This is a genomic window from Xanthomonas sp. NCPPB 1754 (assembly GCF_041475725.2).
Lineage (GTDB): Bacteria > Pseudomonadota > Gammaproteobacteria > Xanthomonadales > Xanthomonadaceae > Xanthomonas > Xanthomonas euvesicatoria.
Genome location: NZ_CM192982.1, coordinates 2118653 through 2140207, shown reverse-complemented (window position 1 = coordinate 2140207; position 21555 = coordinate 2118653). Strand labels below are relative to the sequence as shown.

Below are 21555 nucleotides of genomic sequence, written 5' to 3'. Positions count from 1 at the left end.
GGCCCGCTAGGTGGATCGGCGCCGGCCCACTGCTTCTGCCAATCCCGAATCCCGAATCACCACGCCCGGCTCGCCAGCCACTTTTCCGCCATCCGCCGCAGCGATGGATCGAGCTCGGGATCGGCAAGCAGCTCGGCGATCGGGCGCCAGGCCAGCGCCAGCGATTCTTCGCTGACCTTGAACGCCTCGTCCGCACCGGCCAGCACCACGTAGCGCGCATCGAAGTGCCAATGCCCGGCCACGTCGCCGCGCGCCGGAATCCAGTGACGGTCCAGATCGAACAACTCTCCGTCGGCCAGCCGCAAGCCGACGAGTCCGGATTCCTCCTCCGCTTCACGTAATGCCACCTGCGCCAGATCGCGGTCGCCATCGGCATGCCCGCCCAGCTGCAGCCAGCGCTGCAGCTTGCGGTGATGGGTCAGCAAGGTGCGAGTGCCGTCGGCGCTGACCACCCACGCCGAGCCGGTGAAATGACCTTCGACACGCTCGCGCACGAACGGATCGGTGGCATCGTCCAGCAATTGCGCGAACTGCTCGGCCAGCGCGGCCTCCTCCGGCCAACGCAGGCGGTACGCCGCCAATTGCTGCTGCAGGGTTGCATCCACTATCTGTCGTTCTCGGTCGCCCGGTGCGGGCCAGGCGGCCATTATCGCCATTCATGCTGCGTACGCGCTTGTCGTGAGCGTGTAGCTTTGGCAAGGTAGGCCGCTTGCCTGTCCCACCGGGATGCGGCGCACCAATTCGTCCGGGCGCCCGCGCCTTCAAGCTTTGCCACTTAGGGATGTACCGAATGCTGAAGTCTCTGTTGAGGGTCAAACCGATCGAGCCCGCTGGCCACGTCGATGCAGGCGAATCGGTCGAAGGCAGCCTGCAAGGCGAAGCGACGCTGCAGCGGACCCTCACAGCCAAGCACCTGATCATGCTCGGTATCGGCGCGGTGATCGGCGCCGGCATCTTCGTGCTGACCGGCCAGGCCGCGGCCAATCACGCCGGCCCGGCGGTGATGCTGTCGTTCGTGTTCGCCGGTATCGCCTGCGCCTTCGCCGGCCTGTGCTACGCCGAATTCGCCGCGATGATGCCGGTCTCCGGCAGCGCCTATTCGTATTCATACGCCACGCTCGGCGAAGGCATCGCCTGGTTCATCGGCTGGTGTCTGGTGCTGGAATACCTGTTCGCCGGGTCCAGCGTTGCCGTCGGCTGGTCTGCCTACCTGATCAGCTTCATCACCGGCACCCTGGGGTTGCCGTTCCCCGCAGAGTTGGCGGGTGCGCCGCTGGCCTGGGACGGCCACGGCTTTGTCAGCTCCGGGAATCTGGTCAACCTGCCGGCCGTGCTGATCGTCGCGGCGGTGAGCATCCTGTGCTACGTCGGCGTCACCCAGTCGGCGTTCGCCAACGCGATCGTGGTGGCGATCAAGGTCGTGGTGATCTGCCTGTTCGTGGGCTTTGGCATTTCCTATATCGACCCGGCGAACTGGCACCCCTTCATCCCGGAAAACACCGGCCCTGGCCAGTTCGGCTGGGACGGGGTATTTCGCGCCGCGTCCATCGTGTTCTTCTCCTACATCGGCTTCGACGCGGTTTCCACCTCGGCCGGCGAAACCAAGGATCCGCAGAAGAACATGCCGATCGGCATCCTGGTGTCGTTGGCCATCTGCACCGTCATCTACATCATCGTCTGCGCGGTGCTGACCGGCCTGCTGCCCTATACCCAGCTCGGCACCGCCAAGCCGGTGGCCACCGCGCTGGAAGCCCACCCGCAACTGACCTGGCTCAAGACCGCGGTGGAAATCGGTGCCATTGCCGGCTTGTCGTCGGTGGTGCTGGTGATGCTGATGGCGCAGCCGCGCATCTTCTACACCATGGCCAAGGATGGGCTGATGCCCAAGCTGTTCGGCAAGGTGCACCCGAAATTCCGCACGCCTTACGTCGGCACGCTGTTCGTGGGCGTGGTCGCCGCGCTGCTGGCCGGGGTGATCCCGTTGAACGTGCTGGGCGAACTCGTCTCGATGGGTACCCTGCTCGCCTTCGCCACGGTCTGCGCCGGCGTGCTGGTGCTGCGCTTCACCAAGCCCGACCTGCCGCGCCCGTTCCGGGTGCCGCTGGCGATGGTGATCTGTCCCCTGGGCGCGTTGGCCTGTCTGTTCCTGTTCTTCCAGGCCTTCCAGGAACACTGGAAGGTGTTCGTGGGCTGGACCGTGATTGGCCTGGCGATCTACTTCGGCTACGGCATCCACCACAGTCGCCTCGCGAAACGGGCCTAAGTTTCTCTCAAGACCGGCGCGCGACGCCGGTCTTCTTGTTCAATGACCGCGCGTAGCGCCAAGCCGGAACCGCTTCATGTTCAAACAACTTTGGGCCACCAAACACCCGCACGCCAGCCATGAGGCGGCCGACGGGCTGGGCCTGCAACGCGCGCTTGGCCCCTGGGGGCTGACCGCCCTGGGAATCGGCGCGGTGATCGGCGGCGGCATCTTCGTCATCACCGGCCAGGCGGCGGCCGACCATGCCGGCCCGGCGATCATGCTCTCGTTCGTGCTCGCAGCGGTGTGCTGTGCGTTCTGTGCGATGGCCTACGCCGAATTCGCTGCGATGGTGCCGGTCTCCGGCAGCGCTTACACCTACACCTATGCCACCTTCGGCGAGCTGGCCGCGTGGTTCATCGGTTGGATGCTGGTGCTGGAATACGGCGTGTCCGCCTCGGCAGTGGCGGTCAGCTGGACCGGCTACTTCTTGAGCCTGCTCGAGCATTTCGACATCCACCTGCCGGCCGCATTCGTCAGCGCGCCGCTGGACGGCAAATTGCAACCCACCGGGGCGATCGCCAACCTGCCGGCCGCCGGGATCGTGCTGCTGCTGACCTGGCTGTGCTATGTCGGCATCCGCAAGTCGTCGGCAATGAACATGGCCATGGTGATCCTCAAGACGGGCTTGATCCTGCTGGTGATCGCGGTGGGCTGGAAATACGTGGACACCTCCAACTGGCACCCGTTCATCCCGGCCAACGAAGGCCCGGGCAAGTACGGCATGGAAGGCGTGCTGCGCGGCGCAGCGATGGTGTTCTTCGCCTATATCGGCTTCGAAGCGGTGTCGGTGGCGGCGCAGGAATCGCATCGCCCGCAACGCGACCTGCCGATCGGCATGATCCTGTCGCTGGTGATCTGCACCGTGCTCTACATCGCGATGGCGGCGGTCATGACCGGCTTGGTGCCGTACACCCTGCTCGGCACCGACGAGCCGGTGGTGACCGCGGTGGCGGCGCATCCGCAGCTGGCCTGGTTGCGCGTGGTCGTGGAAGTGGGCGCGTTGATCGGGCTGTCGTCGGTGGTGCTGGTGATGATCATCGGGCAGCCGCGCATCTTCATGATCATTGCGCGCGATGGCCTGCTGCCGTCGATCTTCACCCGCATCCACCCCAAGTACCGCACCCCGCATGTCAATACCGTCATCACTGGTGTCGGCATCGCGCTGCTGGCAGCGGTGTTCCCGCTGGATGTGCTGGGCGAATTGACGTCGATGGGCACGCTGATCGCTTTCGCGGCGGTCTGCGCCGGCGTGCTGATCCTGCGTCGCACGCACCCGGAACTGCCGCGTCCGTTCCGCATGCCGGCCGCCTGGCTGATCTGCAGCGCCGGCGTGTTGAGCTGCCTTGCGCTGCTGTCGGCGATGACGCTGCACAACTGGATGCTGATGGGCCTGTGGACGCTGGTTGGGCTGGTGATCTACTTCGGCTACGGGTATCGCCACAGCCGTCTGCGCGACGGCCGCTGAGCCCACGCATGATCGGGCGTCTGGCGCGGCAGGACGATGCCTGCTGCGCTGCACCTGCCCATGCACCGGGGGCGCAGTAGAATAGGTCCATGAATGCGACCACTGCCCCCCTGCCCTACAGCACCACGCGTCTGCACGAGCTGGCGCACCTGCTGATCGCCAATATCCGCGAGCTGGCCCATGCCGGCTGGACGCCTGCGACCAGCAGCAATTTCTCCCACCGTCTGGACGAACAGCACGCGGCCATCACAGTCTCCGGCCGCGACAAGGGTCGCCTGGTCGAAGAAGACATCATGGTGGTGGACTTCGATGGCCTGGCCGTCGGGCGCCCGTTGCGCCCGTCTGCCGAAACCCTGCTGCACACCCAGCTGTATCGCCGGTTCCCGGAGATCGGTTGCGTGCTGCATACGCACTCGCCGGTGCAGACGATTGCCTCCCGCCTGTATGCAGGCAGCGGTGTGATTCGGCTCGAAGGCTACGAATTGCTCAAGGCCTTCGATGGCAACACCACCCACGAAACCGCAGTGGAAGTGCCGGTGTTCGCCAATACCCAGGACATGCAGGTGCTGGCCGCGCAGGTCGATGCCTTGCTGGACAAACAGAGCATGTGGGGGTATCTCATCGAAGGACACGGCCTGTATGCCTGGGGCCGCAACATGGCCGAGGCACGTCGTCACCTGGAAGCGTTCGAATTCCTGCTGCATTGCGAACTCGAACTGCTGAAACTGCGCGGCACGCGCTGAGTACTGTCCGTCCCCCATTCGTGAGCCAGACCGCCATGAGCCGACTGCGTATCTTTGCCGACACCAATCCCGCCACTCCCGAGTTTGATAGCCGCGACGGCGATGCGATCGCCGCTCAGTTGCAGAAGATTGGCGTGACCTTCGAACGCTGGCATGCCAGCGTGCCGGTCGAACCGGGCGCCACGCCCGAGCAGGTGATGGACGCCTACCGTGCCGATATCGATCGCATCAGCGCCGAGCGCGGCTTCAAGACCGTGGACGTGGTCAGCATCGCGCCGGACAACCCCAAGCGCGAAGAAATGCGCGCCAAGTTTCTGGACGAGCACTTCCACAAGGAAGACGAGGTACGGTTCTTCGTCGCCGGCTCAGGCCTGTTCACGCTGCACGTCGATGCCAAGGTTTATGAGATCGAATGCGTCAAGGACGACCTGATTGCCGTGCCTGACGGCACCCTGCACTGGTTCGACATGGGGCCGGAACCGCACTTTGTGGCGATCCGCTTCTTCACCGAGCCGGACGGCTGGGTCGGACATTTCACCGGCACCGAAATCGCCAAACAATTCCCCCGCTACGCCCCCGAGAAACCTCACAAGGCCAGCTGACGATGACACGACCGCAAGCGATCCTCACCGATATCGAAGGTACGACCAGCAGCATTTCGTTCGTCAAGGACGTCTTGTTCCCGTATGCGCGCCGCGCCATGCCGGCCTACGTGCGCGAACACGGCAATCATCCGCAGGTGCGCCACTGGCTCAACCAGGTGGCCGATGAAATCGGCGAGGACGTGCCGGACGAGGTGCTGATCACCACGCTGCAGACCTGGATCGACGAGGACCGCAAGCACACCGCGCTCAAGGCCTTGCAGGGCCTGATCTGGGGCGACGGCTACAAGACGGCCGACTTCACTGCGCATATCTACGCCGATGCGGCGATCCAGTTGAAAGCCTGGCACGCAGCAGGCATTCCGCTGTATGTGTATTCGTCCGGCTCGGTGCCGGCGCAGAAACTGTTCTTTGCGCACAGCGACGCGGGCGACCTGAGCGGACTGATCACCGACTGGTTCGACACCGAAGTCGGCCCCAAGCGCGAAAGCGCCAGCTACCGCCGCATCGCCGAGCGCATTGGCGTGCCGGGACCGGAGATCCTGTTCCTGTCGGATGTGATCGAAGAGCTCGATGCCGCCAAGCGTGCCGGCATGCGCACCGCGCTTCTGGACCGCCGGGAGGACTATCCCACGCCGCGTTCGGCCGACGATGTCGGCAGTCACCAGCGCGTGGAGAGTTTTAGCCAGTTAGTGCTGTAGGCACGATCTGCAAGCCGATTGCGCTCGTTGCCGTTTGAGCGCAATCGGTGGTTGGCGCCGCGCAGGCCGCTGATATGCTCCGGCTGCGACGCGCCGCATGCAGCTATCTGACGGGATAATGGCCTGCACTGCGGGCACCGCGCTCGGCCACCCCACCCGTCTTTCCTGGACTTCTGCGCGCGCCATGTCGCTGCCTTCCCCTTTCGCACCACATGCAGTATGGCGACGACTTTCCACGCTGATCGTCGTGGTGGCGTTGATGGCCGGCTGCCATCCGGACGCTGGTGCTGCGCTGCAGGCCCAGCCTGCCGAGAGCCACGATGCAGGCGATCCGGTCGATCAGGCCGCTCTGGCGCACGCATTGAAAGCGTTGCAACCGCAGCGCCCCGGCGTCACCGATCTGTACGTAGTCGGTTTTGCCGGCGATGCCAGCGACGATGTCTTCCGCAACGAGACGCTCTACCTCAAACAGCTGTTCGAGCAACGCTTCGATGCGCGCGGGCGCGTGGTCACGCTGGTCAACAACCCGGACAATCTGGGCGAGCATCCATACGCTCCGCTGGCAACCTACGACAATCTCTACGACACGCTGGCCGCGATCGGCAAGCGCATGGATCGCAAGGAAGACGCGCTGTTGCTGTTCGTCACCACCCACGGTACCGAAGATCACAGCCTGTACGTGCAGGTCGACGACAAGGAAGAGGATTTCATCAGCCCGCAGGATCTGCGCCAGGCGCTGGACGATGCCGGCATCGACAATCGCATCATCGTGCTGTCGGCCTGCTATTCGGGAGGTTTCATTCCCGCACTGCGTTCGCCGCAAACGCTGATCCTCACCGCTGCGCGTGCCGACCGGCCCTCGTTCGGCTGCGGCAATACCTCCAACGCCACCTATTTCGGGCAGGCATGGTTGATCGATGCGATGAACCAGAGCGACGACCCGCTGGCCGCATTCGACATTGCCAAGGCCGCCCTCACCGCACGCGAGAAGCAGGAAGGCGAGCTCCCCTCGTTGCCGCAGCAATCGCTGGGCAAGCGCATCGCGCCAGTGCTGGCGCGTTGGCGTGCGGGCGTGCATCTGGGGCCGGCGGTGGCGTATCCGTATCCGCCGGTGGAGATGGATGCCGCGTCGGACCAAGGCGTGGATTCAACCGACTCAGCGGACGCTGCGCCGGTGAGCGACGTGCCGCGTTCGAATACCCCGGCAACCGCAAAGCCCTCAAGCACGCTCCCAGCTGCACCTGCAGCATCCAATCGATAACCCAGAGCGGGTGCTGAGACTAATTCTCATTTCGTCAGCACCAACCGGGCCTCGCTACACTCGCCCGGCCAGCCAGCAACCGCCAGCCAGCACGATCTTCGCCAGCGCGCCAACGCCTGCCAGCCCGGATCCCAAAACGCCTCCCTTGTGGAGGCGTTTGTGTTTGTGGCGATCAGGAGACTGCGGCGCAGCTGACACATGCTTGAACGTCGCGCTATCGCAGCCGCGCTTCTGTCCGTGCCGAGATCACGACGACATGGTTCCGTATCGTTGCTCAAGAGCCGCTACACAACGTCACCAGCAATCGCTTGGTGCGATCTAGATTTTCTTGGCGCGAGATACCCCAACCCCAGTATTGGGCGATGTCAGGCACTGTGTGCACCCTCATCCATCCCTTTGAGCACCTTCTCCCGGTGCGAGAAGGCCGGCGTCAGACGACCGACATCGTTAACCGCCTCAGGGCTCAGCAGTTTGCAGGCGGTACACGGTGCTGGCGTTGTACTGCCCGGTGGGTAGGTTTGCGCGCACCTGGACGGTGTGTTCGCCCACCGCCAGGGTGGTCGGCAATGCACCGCGCCAGAGATGCGTGGACGGCGTGGCCTCCGGCGAGCGGTCGTAACCGCGCAACGCGTCGGCCGCATCATCACGCACATTCTCTGCCAGCACACGCGGATCGCCACGCTCTACCCGCTTCATCGGCTGCCATGGGCCGTTATCGATGCGCATCTCGACCACGGTGTCGTCCTGGCCCATGAAAACATTGGCGTAGACGCCCCACGCCGCATACGCGCCCTTGCGCAGTACCTTGGGCGCGTGCAGCAGCAATTGCGCATCGTCGGCCGCGCGCGCAGCGTGATAAGCCAGCGTGTAGCTGCCGCTGGGCGCAACCTGCAGCACCGCATAGCCATTGGGAGTGCCATCGCTCATCGTCGCATCGGGAATGCCGTCGGCATCCTTGGCACCCGACCAGAACGCACCGCAGGCCGCACCCACGTTGTATTCGTGCAGCGGTCGTGCACCCTGCCAGCCCTCGTCGGCACCGTGATCCACCTGGCGCTGGGTGTGGCTATGACCACTGAGCACCAACACGTGCGGAAACTCTTTCAGCAATGCGAACAGGCGGCGGCGATCGGCATGCCGGAAGGTTTCCTGCCCCGGCACTGCATCGAACAGGTGGATATGCATGCCCAGCACCAATAGCCGGTCGCGTGGCAGCTGCGCCAGGTAATTCTGCAGGAACGCGAATTGATCGTCGCGCAGGCCACCGATGTAGGCCTGCCTGCCGCCGGGCGTATAGATCACATCGTCCAGGAACACGAAGCTGGCATTGGCTTCTTCCACCGCATAGGTGTCCGGGCCGTAGACTGCGTGCCAGCTGTCGAGCGACTGCGCATCGTCGTGCGCGTCCAGGTTGAGATCGTGGTTGCCCGGCACATGGAACCACGGCACGCCCAGCTGCGTGGTGACCTTGTTCAAGGCCGGATACAAGCTCAGATCGTCGCTGACGATGTCCCCCAGTGTGGTGCCCAGCCTGGCGGTGGTCTTGCCGATGATCGGTTCCACGATGTCGCGCTGGTAGTAGCCAACGTCGGCAAGGCTGGCGGTCTGGCTGTCGGCAAACACCAGCATCTGGAAGCCATCGGCCGCGGTGTCTGCGCGTGGCGTCAGCGCGAAATCCCAGTTGTGCGTGTTGCGGCCGGTCGCGGCGACACCGCCGTATTGATGCTTGGCCGAGCCACGCGGTGCGTAGTGGCGCCAGAATGCAGGCAGGCCATCGGCGGCGGGCAAAAAGCGGCGGTCGCCGGGCTTGATCACGAATACCGTCTGCCCGTCGCGTACCGGCAGGCGGTAGCGGCCCCGCGCATCGGTACGCACGATCTGCTCGCCATTGGAAACCGCCACATCGGCCACCCCCGGCTCATCGGCGCTGCGGCCGGCGCGCCCGTCGCGTTCTTCGTAGACGATGCCATCGACCGCGGTGTCGCGCGCGTATGCGCTTCCCGCGAGCAAGCCCAGTGCCAACAAAGCGAAACGACGATGCATGCGTTTTCCCGCGCGAAGATCCGCGGAAATTGTACATGCCATCGCGAGGCGCACAGCGCGAGTACGCGGGTTGGAAGGCATGACCGCATATCCGTAGGAGCGCACCGGGGCGCGTCGGGGCGTTACCAAGGACGCCAATCGCGCCCGGGTGCGCTGCTACGCGGCTACGTTATTGATGCCGCGACTCCAGCAACGCCACTGCATCGCCAAGGCCCAGCCCACGTGCGCGCAGCAGCACGATCAGGTGGTAGAGCAGATCGGCCGATTCGCCGAGCAACGCGTCATCGTCCTGCACCACGCCGGCCAGCGCGGTTTCCACGCCCTCCTCGCCCACCTTCTGCGCGATGCGGCGGATGCCTTGTTCGAACAGCTTGGTGGTGTAGCTACCGTGCGGCCGCTCGCGCTCGCGCTCGGCCACCAGGGCATCCAGGCTACCCAGGAACTGCCCGGGCGCAGACGGGAAACAGCTGGTGCGGCCCAGGTGACAGGTCGGACCATGCGGGCGCGCCTGCACCAGCAATGTGTCGGCGTCGCAGTCGGTCTGGATCGACACCACGCGCAACACATTTCCCGAACTTTCGCCCTTGGTCCACAAGCGCTGCTTGCTGCGGCTGAAGAACGTGACGTCACCGCGCTGCCGGGTGACGGCCAAGGCTTCGGCATTCATGTAGCCCAGCATCAGCACGCGCAGGGTGTCGGCGTCCTGCACGATCACCGGCAACAGGCCATCGCCCTTGCTCCAATCCAGCGTTGCGAGCGCGTCGCCCGTCGCCACTTCGTTACTGCCCATCGCGTACCTCGATCTGTTGCGCGCGCAAGAATCGCTTGAGTTCCGGGATCGGAATCGCGCCGCTGTGAAACACGCTGGCGGCCAGTGCGCCATCCACATCGGCCTGGTCGAAGACGTCGGCAAAGTGCTGCATCTCGCCTGCACCGCCGGAAGCGATCAGAGGCACCCGGCACAACGCACGCACCTGGCGCAGTTGGGCGATATCATACCCGCGGCGCACGCCGTCGTTATCCATGCAATTGAGCACGATCTCGCCCGCGCCGAGCCGCTGCGCTTCGGCCACCCAGTCCAGCGTACGCATCGGCAACGCCTGGGTCTTGCTCGGGTCGCCGGTGTAGCGGCGCACGCGCCATTGACCATCTTCCTCACGAATCGAATCGATGCCGACCACGACACATTGCACGCCAAAGGCATCGGCCAGTTCGGAAATCAATTGCGGGCGGCCTAACGCGGGCGAGTTGATGGAAATCTTGTCGGCGCCGGCATGCAATACCGCTCGGGCCGTTTCTACATCGCCGATACCTCCGGCCACGCAGAATGGAATATCGATCAGCCGTGCCACCCGCTCGACCCAGGTGTAGTCGACCGAACGCCCTTCCGGGCTGGCACCGATGTCGTAGAACACCAGTTCGTCGGCGCCCTGCGCACGGTAGCGCAAGGCCAGCTCGACAATGTCGCCCATGTCGATGTGGTCGCGGAACTTGACGCCCTTGACCACGCGGCCATCGCGCACGTCCAGGCACGGAATGATGCGACGGCTCAGCATGCCAGTGCCTCTTCGAGATCCAGATGCCCTTCGAGCAGCGCCTTGCCGAGCACGATGCCGGCACAGCCTGCGGCCTTGGCCGCGGCGACATCGGCAAGATTGCGCGCGCCACCGGAGACCTGCACCTGCAACTGCGGCGTCAGCGCGCGTAGATGCGCATACAGCGCCATGTTGGGGCCGGACAGCATGCCGTCGCGCGCGATGTCGGTGCACAGCAGATGCTGCAGCCCGGCCTGCGCGTAGCGCACGGCCAATTGATCCAGCGTAGCGTCTGCAGTTTCGGTCCAGCCGTGCACCGGCAACTGCCAGATGCCACTGGCATCCTGGCGCGTGTCCAGTGCAATGGTCAGGCGGTCGGCACCGAATTCCTGCAGCCAGCCAACCACCATCTCGCTGTTGCGCACTGCCAACGAGCCGATCACCACGCGTGCGGCGCCGGCATCGAGAATGCGCGCCACATCCTCGCGCGAGCGCACACCGCCGCCGGTCTGCACGCGCAAGCCGGTGGCACGCGCGATCTCGCCGAGCGTGCCGGCCAAGGTGTAGCCGCCCGCCTTGGCCGCATCCAGATCGACCAGATGCATCCACTGCGCACCGGCATCGGCGAACGCCTGCGCACGCGGCAGCACGTCGTCGCCGTACTGCGTCTCGCGCGCGTAATCGCCTTGCAGCAGGCGCACCACGCGGCCGTTGCGGATATCCAGCGCCGGGTAAACGGTGAAACTCATGGGAAGCTCATCTCAAGAAAATTGCGCAGGATGCGTGCACCGGTGTCGGCCGAACGCTCAGGGTGAAATTGCGCGCCGCAGCGCAGCCCGTTCTGCACGACGGCAGTGAACAACCCGCCGTGATCGCAGGCGGCCACGGTGTCGGCGGTCACCGGCGCAGCGTAACCATGCACGAAATACGCACTTGCGCGCTCGGGCAGACCGGCCAGCAACTCGGATTCGCGCATCGGCACCAGCTGGTTCCACCCCATGTGCGGCACACGGATACCGAGTGCCGGCGTCATATGCCGTACGATGCCCGGCAGCAGGCCCAGGCACTCGACATCGCCTTCTTCGGAATGTTCGAACAGCAGTTGCATCCCCAGGCAGATACCGATCAACGGCACCTGCAGCGCGCGCAACGGCTCGACCAAGCCCTGCGTGCGCAGACGCGACATCGCTTCTGGCGCCGCACCGACGCCGGGCAGGATCACGCGCTGTGCGCCGTGCAGACCTGCCGCATCGCGCACCACGCGTGCGTCCACGCCCAAGCGCTCCAATGCATAGCGCACCGAGCCCAGGTTGGCGCCACCGGCATCGATCAACGCAACATCGGTCATAGCGCACCCTTGGTGGTCGGCAACGCGGTGCCTTCGCGGCGGATCGCCTGGCGTAATGCACGCGCCAGGGCCTTGAAGCAGGCTTCCACCTTGTGGTGATCGTTCTCACCGCGCACGGTCAGATGCAGATTCAGGCCGGACGCATCGCAGATCGAGCGGAAAAAATGCGGCACCAGCTCGGTCGGCATGTCGCCGACGCGCTCGCGCTTGAACTCGCCGTCGAAGACGAAATACGGCCGGCCGCTGAAATCCAGCGCCGCGCTTGCGATGGTTTCGTCCATCGGCAACGTGAAGCCATGCTGCGCCTTGTCGCCGGCGACGCGCCAGGGGCTGCTTTCCGGATCGAAGCCATAGCGGCCGATGCCACGCTTGTCGCCCAGCGCTTCACGCAGCGCCTGACCCAGCGCAAGGCCGGTGTCTTCGATGGTGTGGTGCTCATCGATATGCAGATCGCCTTCGGCCCGGATCTCCAGCGCAAAGCCGCCGTGCTTGCCGATTTGTTCCAGCATGTGGTCGAAGAACGGCAGACCGGTGGCGGTCTTCGGTTCGGCCACGCGATCCAGATCCAGTTCGACGCGAATCCTGGTTTCCTTGGTGTTGCGCTGGACCACCGCGCGACGCGGTGCGTCGGCCAGTTCATGGGCGATGCCGGGCCAGTCCCACTCGCCGCCGAACTCGTCGGTGCGCAGCTGAAACCCGCGAATGTTGAGGTTGTGCGCGAACTGGATGTCGGTGATGCGGTCGCCCACCATCGCCGAGCGCGCCCAATCGATGCTGCGGTCCTGCAGATACGGCACCATCAGGCCGATACCGGGCTTGCGCGTGGGCGCATTGTCGGCAGGCCAGCTGCAATCGATCAGCACGTCGCGGAATTCGATGCCCTGGCTGGCGAAGATCTGCAGCATCAGGTTGTTCGGGCCGTCGAAGGACGCGCGTGGGTAGCTCTCGCTGCCCAGCCCATCCTGGTTGCTGACAATGACGAACTGATAGCCGGCATCGCGCAGCTTGAGCATCGCCGGAATCACGTGATCGACAAAGCGCAGTTTCTCGTACGCGTCGATCTGGTAGTCGGCCGGCTCGGTGATCAGCGTGCCGTCGCGGTCGACAAAAAGAATCGGGGTCATGCGACGGCCTCCTGCGTGCGTTGCAGCGCGCTCAGCACGCGTTGGTTCTGTTCGTGCGTGCCCAGCGTGATGCGCAGCGCGTCGGCCAGGCGCGGCACTGCGCGTTGATCGCGCACCACCACACCGGCATCGAGCAACGCCTGGAACGCCGCCTCGGCATCATCGAAACGCACCAACAAGAAGTTGCCTTGCGAGGGATAGACCTGCCGCACACCGGCCAGCTGCGCGAGCGCCTCGTGCACGCGCTCGCGCTCACTGCGCACCTCGGCGATACGCCGGCGGGTCACCTCCAGCGCCGGCGCAGACAAGGCCTGCTCGGCCATGGCCGCACAGGGTGTGGGCACCGGGTACGGCGCTTGGCAGCGGCGCAGCAGGGCAATCAACTCGGCATTGGCGATCAGCGTGCCGATACGCGCCGCCGCCAGCGCATGCGCCTTGGAAAGCGTACGCAACACCGCGAGATTGTCGTAACGCCCGAGCAGACCGACCGCCGAAGGCACATCGGAAAATTCGCCATATGCCTCGTCCACCACCACCAGCGCCTTGCCTTGCAAGGCCTGCAGCGCTTGTTCGATCTGGTCTAGCGCAATGGCCGAACCAGCGGGATTGGATGGCGAACACAGAAACACCAGCTTGGCGTTCGAGGCCAATGCCCTCGCCACTATTGCAGGGATATCTGCACGGAAACCATCTGGCCCATCGACCAGCGGCACGTCCACCAAGGGTGCGTTCTGCAACCGCGCGCACACCGCGTACATGCCGAATACCGGCGGCGTCACCAGCACTGCATCGCGCCCTGGCACGCACAGGCCGCGTACCAGCAGATCGATCGCCTCGTCGCTGCCGCGGCCGATCAACAGCTGCTCCGGCGCGCAACCGTACAGCGCCGCAAGCGCGCTGCGCAGGCCCTGGGGTTGCGGGTCGGGATAGCGCCGCGTGCTGGCGTCGGCATCGGCGGGATTCGCCCACGCGGACTCGTTGGCGTTGAGCCACACATCGCCCTGCAACGCACTGGTGCGCGCCGACGAATAGCCCGCAAATGCACGCAGATCTTCGCGTACCAGATCCAGAATCGACGACGCGCTCATGCCGCCACTCCCATGCGCAGCGCCACCGCGTTGGCATGCGCATCCAGCCCCTCGGCGCGGGCGAGGATCAATGCGCATTGACCGATGCCGTCGATGCCGGCCTTGCTGGCTGCCTGCACGCTGACCATGTTCTGGAAGCTGGCCACACTCACGCCGCTGTAGGCGCGCGCCGCACCGCTGGTCGGCAGCACATGATTGGTGCCGCTGCAGTAGTCGCCAAGCGCTTCGGGCGTGTAATCGCCAAGAAACACCGAACCGGCCGCTTCGACTTGCGCCAGCCACGCGCGCGGTTCGCGCAGCGCAAGAATCAGGTGCTCCGGCGCATAGCGATTGCTGATCGCAAACGCCTCATCCAGCGCCTGCACCTTGATCAGCCGCGATTGCGCCAGCGCCTGGCGCGCGATGTCGGCACGCGACAGCTGCGCCAGCTGAACTTCCAGCTGCGCTTGCACCGCATCGATCAATGCGTCGCTGTCGGAGAGCAAGAGCACCTGCGAATCGGGCCCGTGTTCGGCCTGCGACAACAGATCAGCAGCCACGAAGGCCGGCTGCGCGCCCGCATCGGCGATCACCAAGACCTCCGAGGGGCCGGCCGGCATGTCGATCGCCGCCGCTCCGGACTGGGCCACCTGCTGCTTGGCTTCGGTGACATAGCTATTGCCCGGGCCGAACAACTTGTCGCAACTGGGTACCGACTCGGTGCCATACGCCATCGCCGCGATCGCCTGCGCGCCACCGAGCTTGAACACGCGGCGCACGCCGGTGAGTTGCGCGGCCACCAGCACCGCCGGGTCCACGCTGCCGTCCTTGCGCGGCGGCGTGCACAACACCACCTCGCGGCATCCGGCCAGACGCGCCGGCACACCCAGCATCAAGGCGGTCGATGGCAACGGCGCACTGCCAGCCGGCACGTACAGACCCACACGTCCGATCGGCCGCACGATCTTTTCGCACACCACGCCGGGCGCGGTTTCCACCGCATAGCCCTCGCTCATGCCGGCGCGGTGGAAGGTGTCGATGCGTGCGACCGCATCCTGCATGGCCTGGCGCAGCTCCGGCGCCACGGCCGCTTCGGCGGCAGCGAAGTCGGCTTCGCTCACGGCGAAGCTCTCCAGCGATACGCCATCGAAACGCGCGGTGATCTCGCGCAAGGCGGCATCGCCGCGTGCACGCACATCGGCAATCAATGCAGCCACCGCGTCGCGCGTCTGCGTGGCCACGGTCTGCACCGGGCGGGTCAGTGCATCGGTTCGCGCGGCACCGTCGAGTTGGGACCAATCGAGAATCTTCATGCCAGCGAGCGCTCCACCGTCAACACCATCAAGCCTTGCGCACCTGCGCGTTCGAGTTCTTCCAGGCGCTGCCAGGTCACCGCGCCATGGCACATGGTCTGCAGGCGCAGCGCGCCATCGCCATCGTCGGGTAGTTGCACCAATGGGTCAGCATCCGGCAGCAGGCGCCGCAGCGCATCCACGTTGCCGTGTTCGGCGCGGAACATCAGCAGCTTGCTGTCGCGCAATTTGAGTACGCCGTCCATGCGCCGCAGCAGCATTGCCAGCAGGCCGGCACGCGCATCGGCAGGTTCGCGCACCGCGCCGGCCAGCACCGCTTCGCTTTCCATCACCAGCTCGACCGGCTTGAGCTGGTTGGCGGCCAGGGTGGCGCCGCTGGAGACCAGATCGCAGATCAGATCGGCAGTGCCCAGGCGCGGTGCGATTTCCACCGAACCGGACAACTCCACCACCGTCGCGTCGATGCCCTGCCGCTCCAGCCAATCGGCCAGGATCGCCGGGTAGCTGGTGGCGATACGCTTGCCCGCCAGTTGCCCCACGCCGTGCCAGTCCCATTCTTCCGGCACGGCGAGCATCAGGCGGCACTGGCCGAAGCCGACCCCACGCACGGCGTGATAGGCAGCCGGCAAGCCGTTGCGGCGACGCTCGGCGGCCTGCTCTTCCAGTTCGTTCTGGCCAACGATGCCCAGGTCGCAGACGCCATCGGCGATCAGGCCGGGGATGTCGTCGTCGCGCACCAGCAGCAGGTCCACCGGCAACGATTCGCCGTAGCAGAACAGCTTGTCGCGGCTCTGCCGCCAGCTCAGCCCGCAGGCGGCCAGCAGGCTGCGCGCCGGCTCGGCCAGGCGGCCGCTCTTCTGGATGGCGATACGCAGCCGGTCACGTGCCGGCGCTGCCGTGGAAGCACTCATCTCGTTCTCTCAGTGGGAGGCGTCAGGGCGCGAAGACTGCTCGCGCAAGGCCGCGGCATAGCCGCCGGCACCGTGGTCCAGGGTGCGCGCAACGCGCCCGATGGTGGTGACGCTGACCTGGGTCAGCTCATGGATTTCGCGGTACGGCACGCCCTTGACCAGCAGCGGCACCACCCGCCAGCGGTCGGCCATGGCTTCCAGCTCGGCAGGCGTGCAGAGGTCACGCAGAAACGCTTCGACCGCCTCGGGCGCGCGCAGGCATGCCAGCGCATCGGCCAGCATCGTCAGAGATGCGGCAACGTCGGTGTTCTCGCGGGGGGCAGGTCGTTGTTTCATTGCGTTAATGTAATAGCGTGTTAGTACATTAACGCAAGCCCTGCCTCGGGACAAGTCGACCGCATTGAAGCATTCATGGAGAAACTGCTCGCCCACCCGCCTGTTACGAAAACGCCCACTGACATCTGATGTCAGTGGGCGCGTTCTGCGCTACGGCACGTGGGTCGCCGGCGAAATGGTCACCAAGCCTGTGACGTCTTCAAACTGACGATATCAGTCGCCCTGGACGCCGCCAGCCACCAGCATTGCCCTGGCCTGTTCCAGTTCCACCTGCAAGGTGCTGGCCAGCTCGTCGCGGGCGACGTCGAACTGCTGCTCTCGCACCAGGTCTTTCACCGCCACCACGCCGCGTGCCAGTTCGTCGTCGCCGGCCAGCACCACGAAGCGGATGCCGGCGCGAGCCGCATACTGGAACTGCTTGCCGACCTTCTTTGGCTCCATCTGCACCTCGGTGTTGATGCCACCGATGCGCAGCCGGCGCGCGATATCCAGCGCGTCGTCCAGGCGGGTCTCGTCCATCAGCGCCACCATCGCCTGCACGCTGCTTTCGGCGATGCCCTGGATCAGGCCGGCCTCGCGCAGCTGCCAGAACAGGCGGGTCAGGCCGATCGAAATGCCCACGCCCGGCAGCTTGGACTTGGTGTAGTGGCTGGCCAGGCTCTCGTAACGGCCGCCCGAACAGATCGAGCCGATCTGCGGGTGGTCGGTCAGCGTGGTTTCGTAGACGGTGCCGGTGTAATAGTCCAGCCCGCGCGCGATGGAGAAATTCAGGCAGTACGCGCTCTCGGGCACGCCCAGCGCCTTGACCAGCTCCAGCACTTCGCGCAACTCGGCGATGCCCTCGCCCAGCGTCGCACTGGCGCCGACCGAGGCTTCCAGCGCCTGCAACTGCGCCAGCGCATCGGCATGCCCGTCAGAGCGTACCGCCACGAAGGCGAGAATCTTGGCCACCTGCTCGGCGGCGATGCCGAAACCCTCGCCCACCAGCGTGTCGCGCACGTAGTCGGCGCCGCGCTTGTCGATCTTGTCGACCTCACGCAATACAGCAAGCTGCAACTCGCCTTCGGCCACGCCCAGGCTTTCGAAGAAGCCGCGCAGCAGCTTGCGGTTGTTCAACTGCACCTTGAAGTCGCCGATGCCCAGCTCGGCGAACACGGCATGGATCACCGCCAGCACTTCGGCGTCGTAACGGATGCTCAGCGCATCCTTGCCGATGACGTCGATATCGCACTGGTAGAACTCACGGAAGCGCCCGCGTTGCGCACGTTCGCCGCGATACACGCGCTGCATCTGGTAACGCCGGAACGGGAAGCTCAGCTCGTGCTCATGCTCGGCGACGTAGCGCGCCAGCGGCACGGTCAGGTCGAAGCGCAGCGCGAGCTCGGGCAGGCCACCGTTCTCGGCACCCGCATCGGCTGCCGCAGCAGCATTGGCCAGCGCGCCGGTGGACTGCACGAAATACACCTGGCGCTCGGTTTCGCCGCCGGATTTGGTCAGCAGCACATCCGACAGCTCGAACACCGGGGTCTCGACCGGCAGGAACCCGAACCGCTCGTAGTTGCGGCGGATGACGTCCAGCATGCGCTGGAACGCGATCTGCTCGCGCGGCAGCAATTCCATGATGCCGGGCGGCGTACGGGGCTTGATCACGAGCGAAACTCCTGCAGGACAATGTGGCGAACGCACAATTCTACCGGCTGGGCGGCCGCGCTGACCGCATGGCGTATCATTCAATGCGTCCCAGCAGTGCATGGCCCATGTACCGGCAGCTTTCCGACCCCAGCGCGACCTGCCCGGCGCCCAGCACGGCATCCGCCAGTGGCACGCCCAACTCAGATTGCGCCCTTTGCGCCGTGCGCGGCCGGGCCATTTGTGCGGCGCTGTCGGCGCAGGAGATGGACGCGCTGGACCAGGTTACCCACGCGGCGGCCTACGCGCCCGGCAGCACCCTGGTGCGTGCGGGCGAGCCCCGGCACAACGTCTATACCGTGACCTCCGGTGCGTTGCGCATGGTGCGCACGCTGGCCGACGGGCGCCGCCAGATCACCGGCTTCGTGCTGCCCGGCGACTACGTCGGGCTCACCGAAACCGCGCAGCACCGCCACGATATCGAAGCCATCGTCGACAGCCGGGTGTGCCGCACGCCGATGGCGCAAATGCGCCAGCTACGCGAGCGCTACCCGCAGCTGGAACGCAAGCTGCTGCAACGTGCCAGCATGGAGCTGGCTGCAGCGCAGGACACCGGCCTGCTGCTGGCACGCCTGCAACCGAGCGAACGGCTGGCGCATTTCCTGCTGCGGCTGGCCGCTCGCTCCACCCAGCCCGGCGCCAGCGGCGACACCGTGGCGCTGCCGATGAGCCGCGGCGATATTGCCGACCATCTGGGGCTGACCGTGGAAACGGTGAGCCGCACCTTCACCAAACTGCGGCAGCAGCAGTTGATCGTGCTACCGCAACTGCAGCTGGTGCAGATCCTGGATTACGCCGCACTACGCCGCCTGGCCGGCGATACGGTGTAAGGGTTGGCGGCTGATTGATGGATTTCATTGATGCGTCGGTGCGTGCCTGTCGACGCAGTCGGCCGGGTCGGTGACGCGCGATCACTCAGCGCCCGGCCACTGCACGCGCTGCCGCACCGCCACAGCCACTACTCAGCAGCCGCGACTGGCGCAGCCAGGCCCGGTCCGGGTAGTAGGCGAACACGAACGCACCGTCGCGCAAGGTATCGATCAACTGCTTGGCCACCGCTGGCCGCACCGCCGGGCAGCCCAGACTGCGGCCGAGCCGGCCCTGGCTGCGGATGATGGCTTCGCTGACATAGGGCGCGCCGTGGATCACGATGGCGCGATCGCGTGCGTGGTCGTTGAACCCCGGCTCCAGACCCTTGAGCCGCAACGAGTAACCGTTGTGCCCGGTGTACGACTCTTGCGCGGTGAACGCGCCCAGGCTGGACTGGAAGCTGCCATCGTCATTGGAGAACTTCGCCGCCAGGTTCTCGCCGGTATTGCGCCCGTGCGCGACCCATTCGCGAAACAACAGGCGCTGCTTATCCAGATCGAACACCCAGAGCCGGCGCTCGGTCGAGGGGCGGCTGTAGTCGATGACGCTGAGCACCCGTTCGGCACCCACCTGCTGGCGCTGGCGGGCGCATTGCAGCGCCTCGGTGGCCAGGGCCAGCACCTGACGGTCCAGCGACGGCGCCTGGCGCGCCAGCGCCTCGACCAGACCCACACGCGGGGCGCCCAGTGGCGCGACCGGTGATCCAGCCAATGCATCGGCCGCACTGACCGCACCAGCCGCTGCCCATCCGCACAAGAAGCCGGCAACGGCGATCATTCGATAAGACATGCAACAACCCACAGCGGACGCGGCGCCACGACGGGGCCGCACCCGGCTAGAAATAGCCGCATGCGGGCCACTTTCCAACCCCGGTGTCTGAACGCGTTGAGTCAGGCGGCATCGGCAAGCAAGCGCTGCCGAAGGGCTGCGTAGTCCGGCGCCAGTGCTTCGGCATGCGCCGGGCGCTGCAGCAGCGCGGCCAGCGCCGGCGGAACCTCCACCGCGCGGCCGATCAATGGCTCCACCACCCCCTCGAACTTGGCCGGATGCGCGGTGGCCGCTACCGCCCAGTCGCCAGTGCCGCCCTCCGCGCCTTCGGCACGCAGTTGTTCGAGCACATGCACCGCGGTGGCGGTATGCGGGCAATGCACCTCGCCGTAGCGGGCGAAGCGCTGCTGCACGGTGTTGCGAATCGCCGCATCGTCCACCGACAAGGCCCGGAATTCCTCGCGCAAGGCGGCATCGTCGCCGTTGTAGAGCCAACGCAGCCGCTCGAAATTGCTCGGCGCGCCCACGTCCATCGCATTGGCCAGCGTGGCCACGCTGGGCTGCGGTGCGTAGGCATCTCCCGCGAAATAGTCCGGCAACACGTGATTGGCGTTGGACGCCAGCGCGATGCGGCCCAATGGCACCCCGAGCGCGCGCGCGATGATCGCCGCCAGCGCGTTGCCCAGGTTACCGGTAGGCACGACCAGGTTGAGCGCGCTGCCCGAGGCTGCATGGTGTTCCAGCGCGGCATGTGCGTAGTAACTCATCTGCGGCAGCAACCGGCCCAGACTGATGCTGTTGGCCGAACTCAGCGGCACCTGCGCCTGCAATGCGGCATCGTTCAAGGCCTGCTTGACCATTGCCTGGCAGTCGTCGAACGAGCCGGCCACGCGCAGGGCCTGGATGTTGTCGCCGAAACACCCCAATTGATGCGCCTGCCGCGGCGACACGCGGCCGTCCGGATACAGCACTACCACGCGCAGGCCTGGCTGGCGATGGAACGCGGCGGCCACGGCGGCGCCAGTGTCGCCGGAGGTGGCGACCAGGATGGTGAGCGGGCGATCTTCGGCACGGCGCAGGCGGGTCAGGCAGGCGGCCAGGAAGCGCGCACCGAAATCCTTGAACGCAGCGGTGGGCCCATGGAACAGCTCCAGCGCGTAATCGCCCGGCGTACCCAGCGCCACCAACGGCGCCGGGAAATCGAAGGCTTCAGCGCAGATGGCGGGCAGCTCGGCGGCCAGCGCATCACCTTCGAAAAACGGCTGCAGCAGCACGGTGGCGGTGTCGGCCAGGCCGGCGCCCGCAACCAGCGTACGCGCAGGCGGCAGGGTCTGCGGCACGTAGAGGCCGCCATCGGGCGCCAGCCCGGCGGCGATGGCCTGGCTCAGGCTTGCGGCGGGGGCACCGCCACGGGTGGAGATAAACATCAGCATGACTCCAGATAAAGCGAAGGCTGGGCGGTACCCATGACAAG

Annotated in this window: 21 protein-coding genes; 7 read left to right on the top strand and 14 right to left on the bottom strand. The window is 65.8% G+C overall.

Annotated features, from left to right (window positions below):
• Positions 1-56: 56 nt before the first annotated feature.
• On the bottom strand, positions 57-647 hold the full coding sequence (locus tag ACCQ15_RS09490) for an NUDIX hydrolase (RefSeq protein WP_372167399.1): 591 nt from the start codon (positions 645-647) through the stop codon (positions 57-59).
• A gap of 143 nt (positions 648-790) precedes the next feature.
• On the opposite strand from ACCQ15_RS09490, the gene ACCQ15_RS09485 reads away from it, so the two are divergent.
• From ACCQ15_RS09485 to ACCQ15_RS09460, 6 genes are all read left to right on the top strand, one after another.
• Positions 791-2263 (top strand): amino acid permease, encoded by a 1473-nt coding sequence (locus ACCQ15_RS09485; RefSeq protein WP_029819276.1) that lies wholly within the window; start codon positions 791-793, stop codon positions 2261-2263.
• Positions 2264-2339: 76 nt separating this feature from the next.
• On the top strand, positions 2340-3770 hold the full coding sequence (locus ACCQ15_RS09480) for an amino acid permease (RefSeq protein ID WP_029819275.1): 1431 nt from the start codon (positions 2340-2342) through the stop codon (positions 3768-3770).
• 89 nt (positions 3771-3859) lie between these two features.
• Positions 3860-4513, top strand: coding sequence for a methylthioribulose 1-phosphate dehydratase (locus ACCQ15_RS09475; protein ID WP_029819274.1), 654 nt, complete (start codon positions 3860-3862; stop codon positions 4511-4513).
• Between the two features lie 35 nt (positions 4514-4548).
• Positions 4549-5115 (top strand): 1,2-dihydroxy-3-keto-5-methylthiopentene dioxygenase, encoded by a 567-nt coding sequence (locus ACCQ15_RS09470; RefSeq protein ID WP_057680758.1) that lies wholly within the window; start codon positions 4549-4551, stop codon positions 5113-5115.
• 2 nt (positions 5116-5117) lie between these two features.
• Positions 5118-5816, top strand: a complete 699-nt coding sequence (gene mtnC, locus ACCQ15_RS09465; RefSeq protein ID WP_008571450.1) for an acireductone synthase — start codon at positions 5118-5120, stop codon at positions 5814-5816.
• Positions 5817-6000: 184 nt separating this feature from the next.
• Complete coding sequence (locus ACCQ15_RS09460) at positions 6001-7077, top strand: C13 family peptidase (protein ID WP_218532372.1); 1077 nt, start codon at positions 6001-6003, stop codon at positions 7075-7077.
• 456 nt (positions 7078-7533) lie between these two features.
• On the opposite strand, the gene ACCQ15_RS09455 is transcribed toward ACCQ15_RS09460, so the two are convergent.
• The 11 genes from ACCQ15_RS09455 to hisS form a co-directional block, all read right to left on the bottom strand.
• A complete protein-coding gene (locus tag ACCQ15_RS09455; RefSeq protein ID WP_057680760.1) occupies positions 7534-9120 on the bottom strand; it encodes a calcineurin-like phosphoesterase C-terminal domain-containing protein in 1587 nt (528 codons plus the stop codon).
• A 169-nt stretch (positions 9121-9289) separates the two neighbouring features.
• A complete protein-coding gene (hisIE, locus tag ACCQ15_RS09450; protein ID WP_057680761.1) occupies positions 9290-9910 on the bottom strand; it encodes a bifunctional phosphoribosyl-AMP cyclohydrolase/phosphoribosyl-ATP diphosphatase HisIE in 621 nt (206 codons plus the stop codon).
• The gene (gene hisF / locus ACCQ15_RS09445) at positions 9900-10676 is read right to left on the bottom strand and encodes an imidazole glycerol phosphate synthase subunit HisF (protein ID WP_008571446.1); all 777 of its coding nucleotides are present in this window, start codon (positions 10674-10676) and stop codon (positions 9900-9902) included. The genes hisIE and hisF overlap by 11 nt, the downstream gene beginning before the upstream one ends.
• On the bottom strand, positions 10670-11404 hold the full coding sequence (gene hisA / locus ACCQ15_RS09440) for a 1-(5-phosphoribosyl)-5-[(5-phosphoribosylamino)methylideneamino]imidazole-4-carboxamide isomerase (protein ID WP_014090048.1): 735 nt from the start codon (positions 11402-11404) through the stop codon (positions 10670-10672). Before hisA ends, hisF begins: the two co-directional genes overlap by 7 nt.
• Entirely contained in the window at positions 11401-12003 is a 603-nt protein-coding gene (gene hisH, locus ACCQ15_RS09435; RefSeq protein WP_029819270.1) for an imidazole glycerol phosphate synthase subunit HisH, read from the bottom strand. The genes hisA and hisH overlap by 4 nt, the downstream gene beginning before the upstream one ends.
• Entirely contained in the window at positions 12000-13127 is a 1128-nt protein-coding gene (gene hisB / locus ACCQ15_RS09430) for a bifunctional histidinol-phosphatase/imidazoleglycerol-phosphate dehydratase HisB (protein WP_031422401.1), read from the bottom strand. The genes hisH and hisB overlap by 4 nt, the downstream gene beginning before the upstream one ends.
• Complete coding sequence (gene hisC, locus ACCQ15_RS09425; RefSeq protein WP_209260805.1) at positions 13124-14215, bottom strand: histidinol-phosphate transaminase; 1092 nt, start codon at positions 14213-14215, stop codon at positions 13124-13126. Before hisC ends, hisB begins: the two co-directional genes overlap by 4 nt.
• Positions 14212-15507, bottom strand: a complete 1296-nt coding sequence (gene hisD, locus ACCQ15_RS09420) for a histidinol dehydrogenase (RefSeq protein WP_218499478.1) — start codon at positions 15505-15507, stop codon at positions 14212-14214. The genes hisC and hisD overlap by 4 nt, the downstream gene beginning before the upstream one ends.
• Positions 15504-16418 carry an ATP phosphoribosyltransferase gene (gene hisG / locus ACCQ15_RS09415; protein ID WP_057680765.1) on the bottom strand — a complete coding sequence of 305 codons (915 nt, stop codon included), beginning with the start codon at positions 16416-16418 and terminating at the stop codon, positions 15504-15506. Before hisG ends, hisD begins: the two co-directional genes overlap by 4 nt.
• A gap of 9 nt (positions 16419-16427) precedes the next feature.
• Positions 16428-16754, bottom strand: coding sequence for a YerC/YecD family TrpR-related protein (locus ACCQ15_RS09410; RefSeq protein ID WP_218490206.1), 327 nt, complete (start codon positions 16752-16754; stop codon positions 16428-16430).
• Positions 16755-16967: 213 nt separating this feature from the next.
• A complete protein-coding gene (gene hisS, locus ACCQ15_RS09405; RefSeq protein WP_122272712.1) occupies positions 16968-18404 on the bottom strand; it encodes a histidine--tRNA ligase in 1437 nt (478 codons plus the stop codon).
• Positions 18405-18607: 203 nt separating this feature from the next.
• On the opposite strand from hisS, the gene ACCQ15_RS09400 reads away from it, so the two are divergent.
• Positions 18608-19273 (top strand): Crp/Fnr family transcriptional regulator, encoded by a 666-nt coding sequence (locus ACCQ15_RS09400; RefSeq protein ID WP_170808594.1) that lies wholly within the window; start codon positions 18608-18610, stop codon positions 19271-19273.
• A gap of 85 nt (positions 19274-19358) precedes the next feature.
• On the opposite strand, the gene ACCQ15_RS09395 is transcribed toward ACCQ15_RS09400, so the two are convergent.
• The gene (locus tag ACCQ15_RS09395) at positions 19359-20102 is read right to left on the bottom strand and encodes a murein L,D-transpeptidase catalytic domain family protein (protein WP_218534308.1); all 744 of its coding nucleotides are present in this window, start codon (positions 20100-20102) and stop codon (positions 19359-19361) included.
• 101 nt (positions 20103-20203) lie between these two features.
• Positions 20204-21514, bottom strand: a complete 1311-nt coding sequence (gene thrC, locus ACCQ15_RS09390; RefSeq protein ID WP_218532366.1) for a threonine synthase — start codon at positions 21512-21514, stop codon at positions 20204-20206.
• Between the last annotated feature and the right edge of the window lie 41 nt (positions 21515-21555).

Bases quoted from the DNA above. Each gene is read 5' to 3' on its own strand.
- ACCQ15_RS09490 (WP_372167399.1), bottom strand. From the start codon at position 647: ATGGCCGCCTGGCCCGCACCGGGCGACCGAGAACGACAGATAGTGGAT.
- ACCQ15_RS09485 (WP_029819276.1), top strand. From the start codon at position 791: ATGCTGAAGTCTCTGTTGAGGGTCAAACCGATCGAGCCCGCTGGCCAC.
- ACCQ15_RS09480 (WP_029819275.1), top strand. From the start codon at position 2,340: ATGTTCAAACAACTTTGGGCCACCAAACACCCGCACGCCAGCCATGAG.
- ACCQ15_RS09475 (WP_029819274.1), top strand. From the start codon at position 3,860: ATGAATGCGACCACTGCCCCCCTGCCCTACAGCACCACGCGTCTGCAC.
- ACCQ15_RS09470 (WP_057680758.1), top strand. From the start codon at position 4,549: ATGAGCCGACTGCGTATCTTTGCCGACACCAATCCCGCCACTCCCGAG.
- mtnC (WP_008571450.1), top strand. From the start codon at position 5,118: ATGACACGACCGCAAGCGATCCTCACCGATATCGAAGGTACGACCAGC.
- ACCQ15_RS09460 (WP_218532372.1), top strand. From the start codon at position 6,001: ATGTCGCTGCCTTCCCCTTTCGCACCACATGCAGTATGGCGACGACTT.
- ACCQ15_RS09455 (WP_057680760.1), bottom strand. From the start codon at position 9,120: ATGCATCGTCGTTTCGCTTTGTTGGCACTGGGCTTGCTCGCGGGAAGC.
- hisIE (WP_057680761.1), bottom strand. From the start codon at position 9,910: ATGGGCAGTAACGAAGTGGCGACGGGCGACGCGCTCGCAACGCTGGAT.
- hisF (WP_008571446.1), bottom strand. From the start codon at position 10,676: ATGCTGAGCCGTCGCATCATTCCGTGCCTGGACGTGCGCGATGGCCGC.
- hisA (WP_014090048.1), bottom strand. From the start codon at position 11,404: ATGAGTTTCACCGTTTACCCGGCGCTGGATATCCGCAACGGCCGCGTG.
- hisH (WP_029819270.1), bottom strand. From the start codon at position 12,003: ATGACCGATGTTGCGTTGATCGATGCCGGTGGCGCCAACCTGGGCTCG.
- hisB (WP_031422401.1), bottom strand. From the start codon at position 13,127: ATGACCCCGATTCTTTTTGTCGACCGCGACGGCACGCTGATCACCGAG.
- hisC (WP_209260805.1), bottom strand. From the start codon at position 14,215: ATGAGCGCGTCGTCGATTCTGGATCTGGTACGCGAAGATCTGCGTGCA.
- hisD (WP_218499478.1), bottom strand. From the start codon at position 15,507: ATGAAGATTCTCGATTGGTCCCAACTCGACGGTGCCGCGCGAACCGAT.
- hisG (WP_057680765.1), bottom strand. From the start codon at position 16,418: ATGAGTGCTTCCACGGCAGCGCCGGCACGTGACCGGCTGCGTATCGCC.
- ACCQ15_RS09410 (WP_218490206.1), bottom strand. From the start codon at position 16,754: ATGAAACAACGACCTGCCCCCCGCGAGAACACCGACGTTGCCGCATCT.
- ACCQ15_RS09395 (WP_218534308.1), bottom strand. From the start codon at position 20,102: ATGTCTTATCGAATGATCGCCGTTGCCGGCTTCTTGTGCGGATGGGCA.
- thrC (WP_218532366.1), bottom strand. From the start codon at position 21,514: ATGCTGATGTTTATCTCCACCCGTGGCGGTGCCCCCGCCGCAAGCCTG.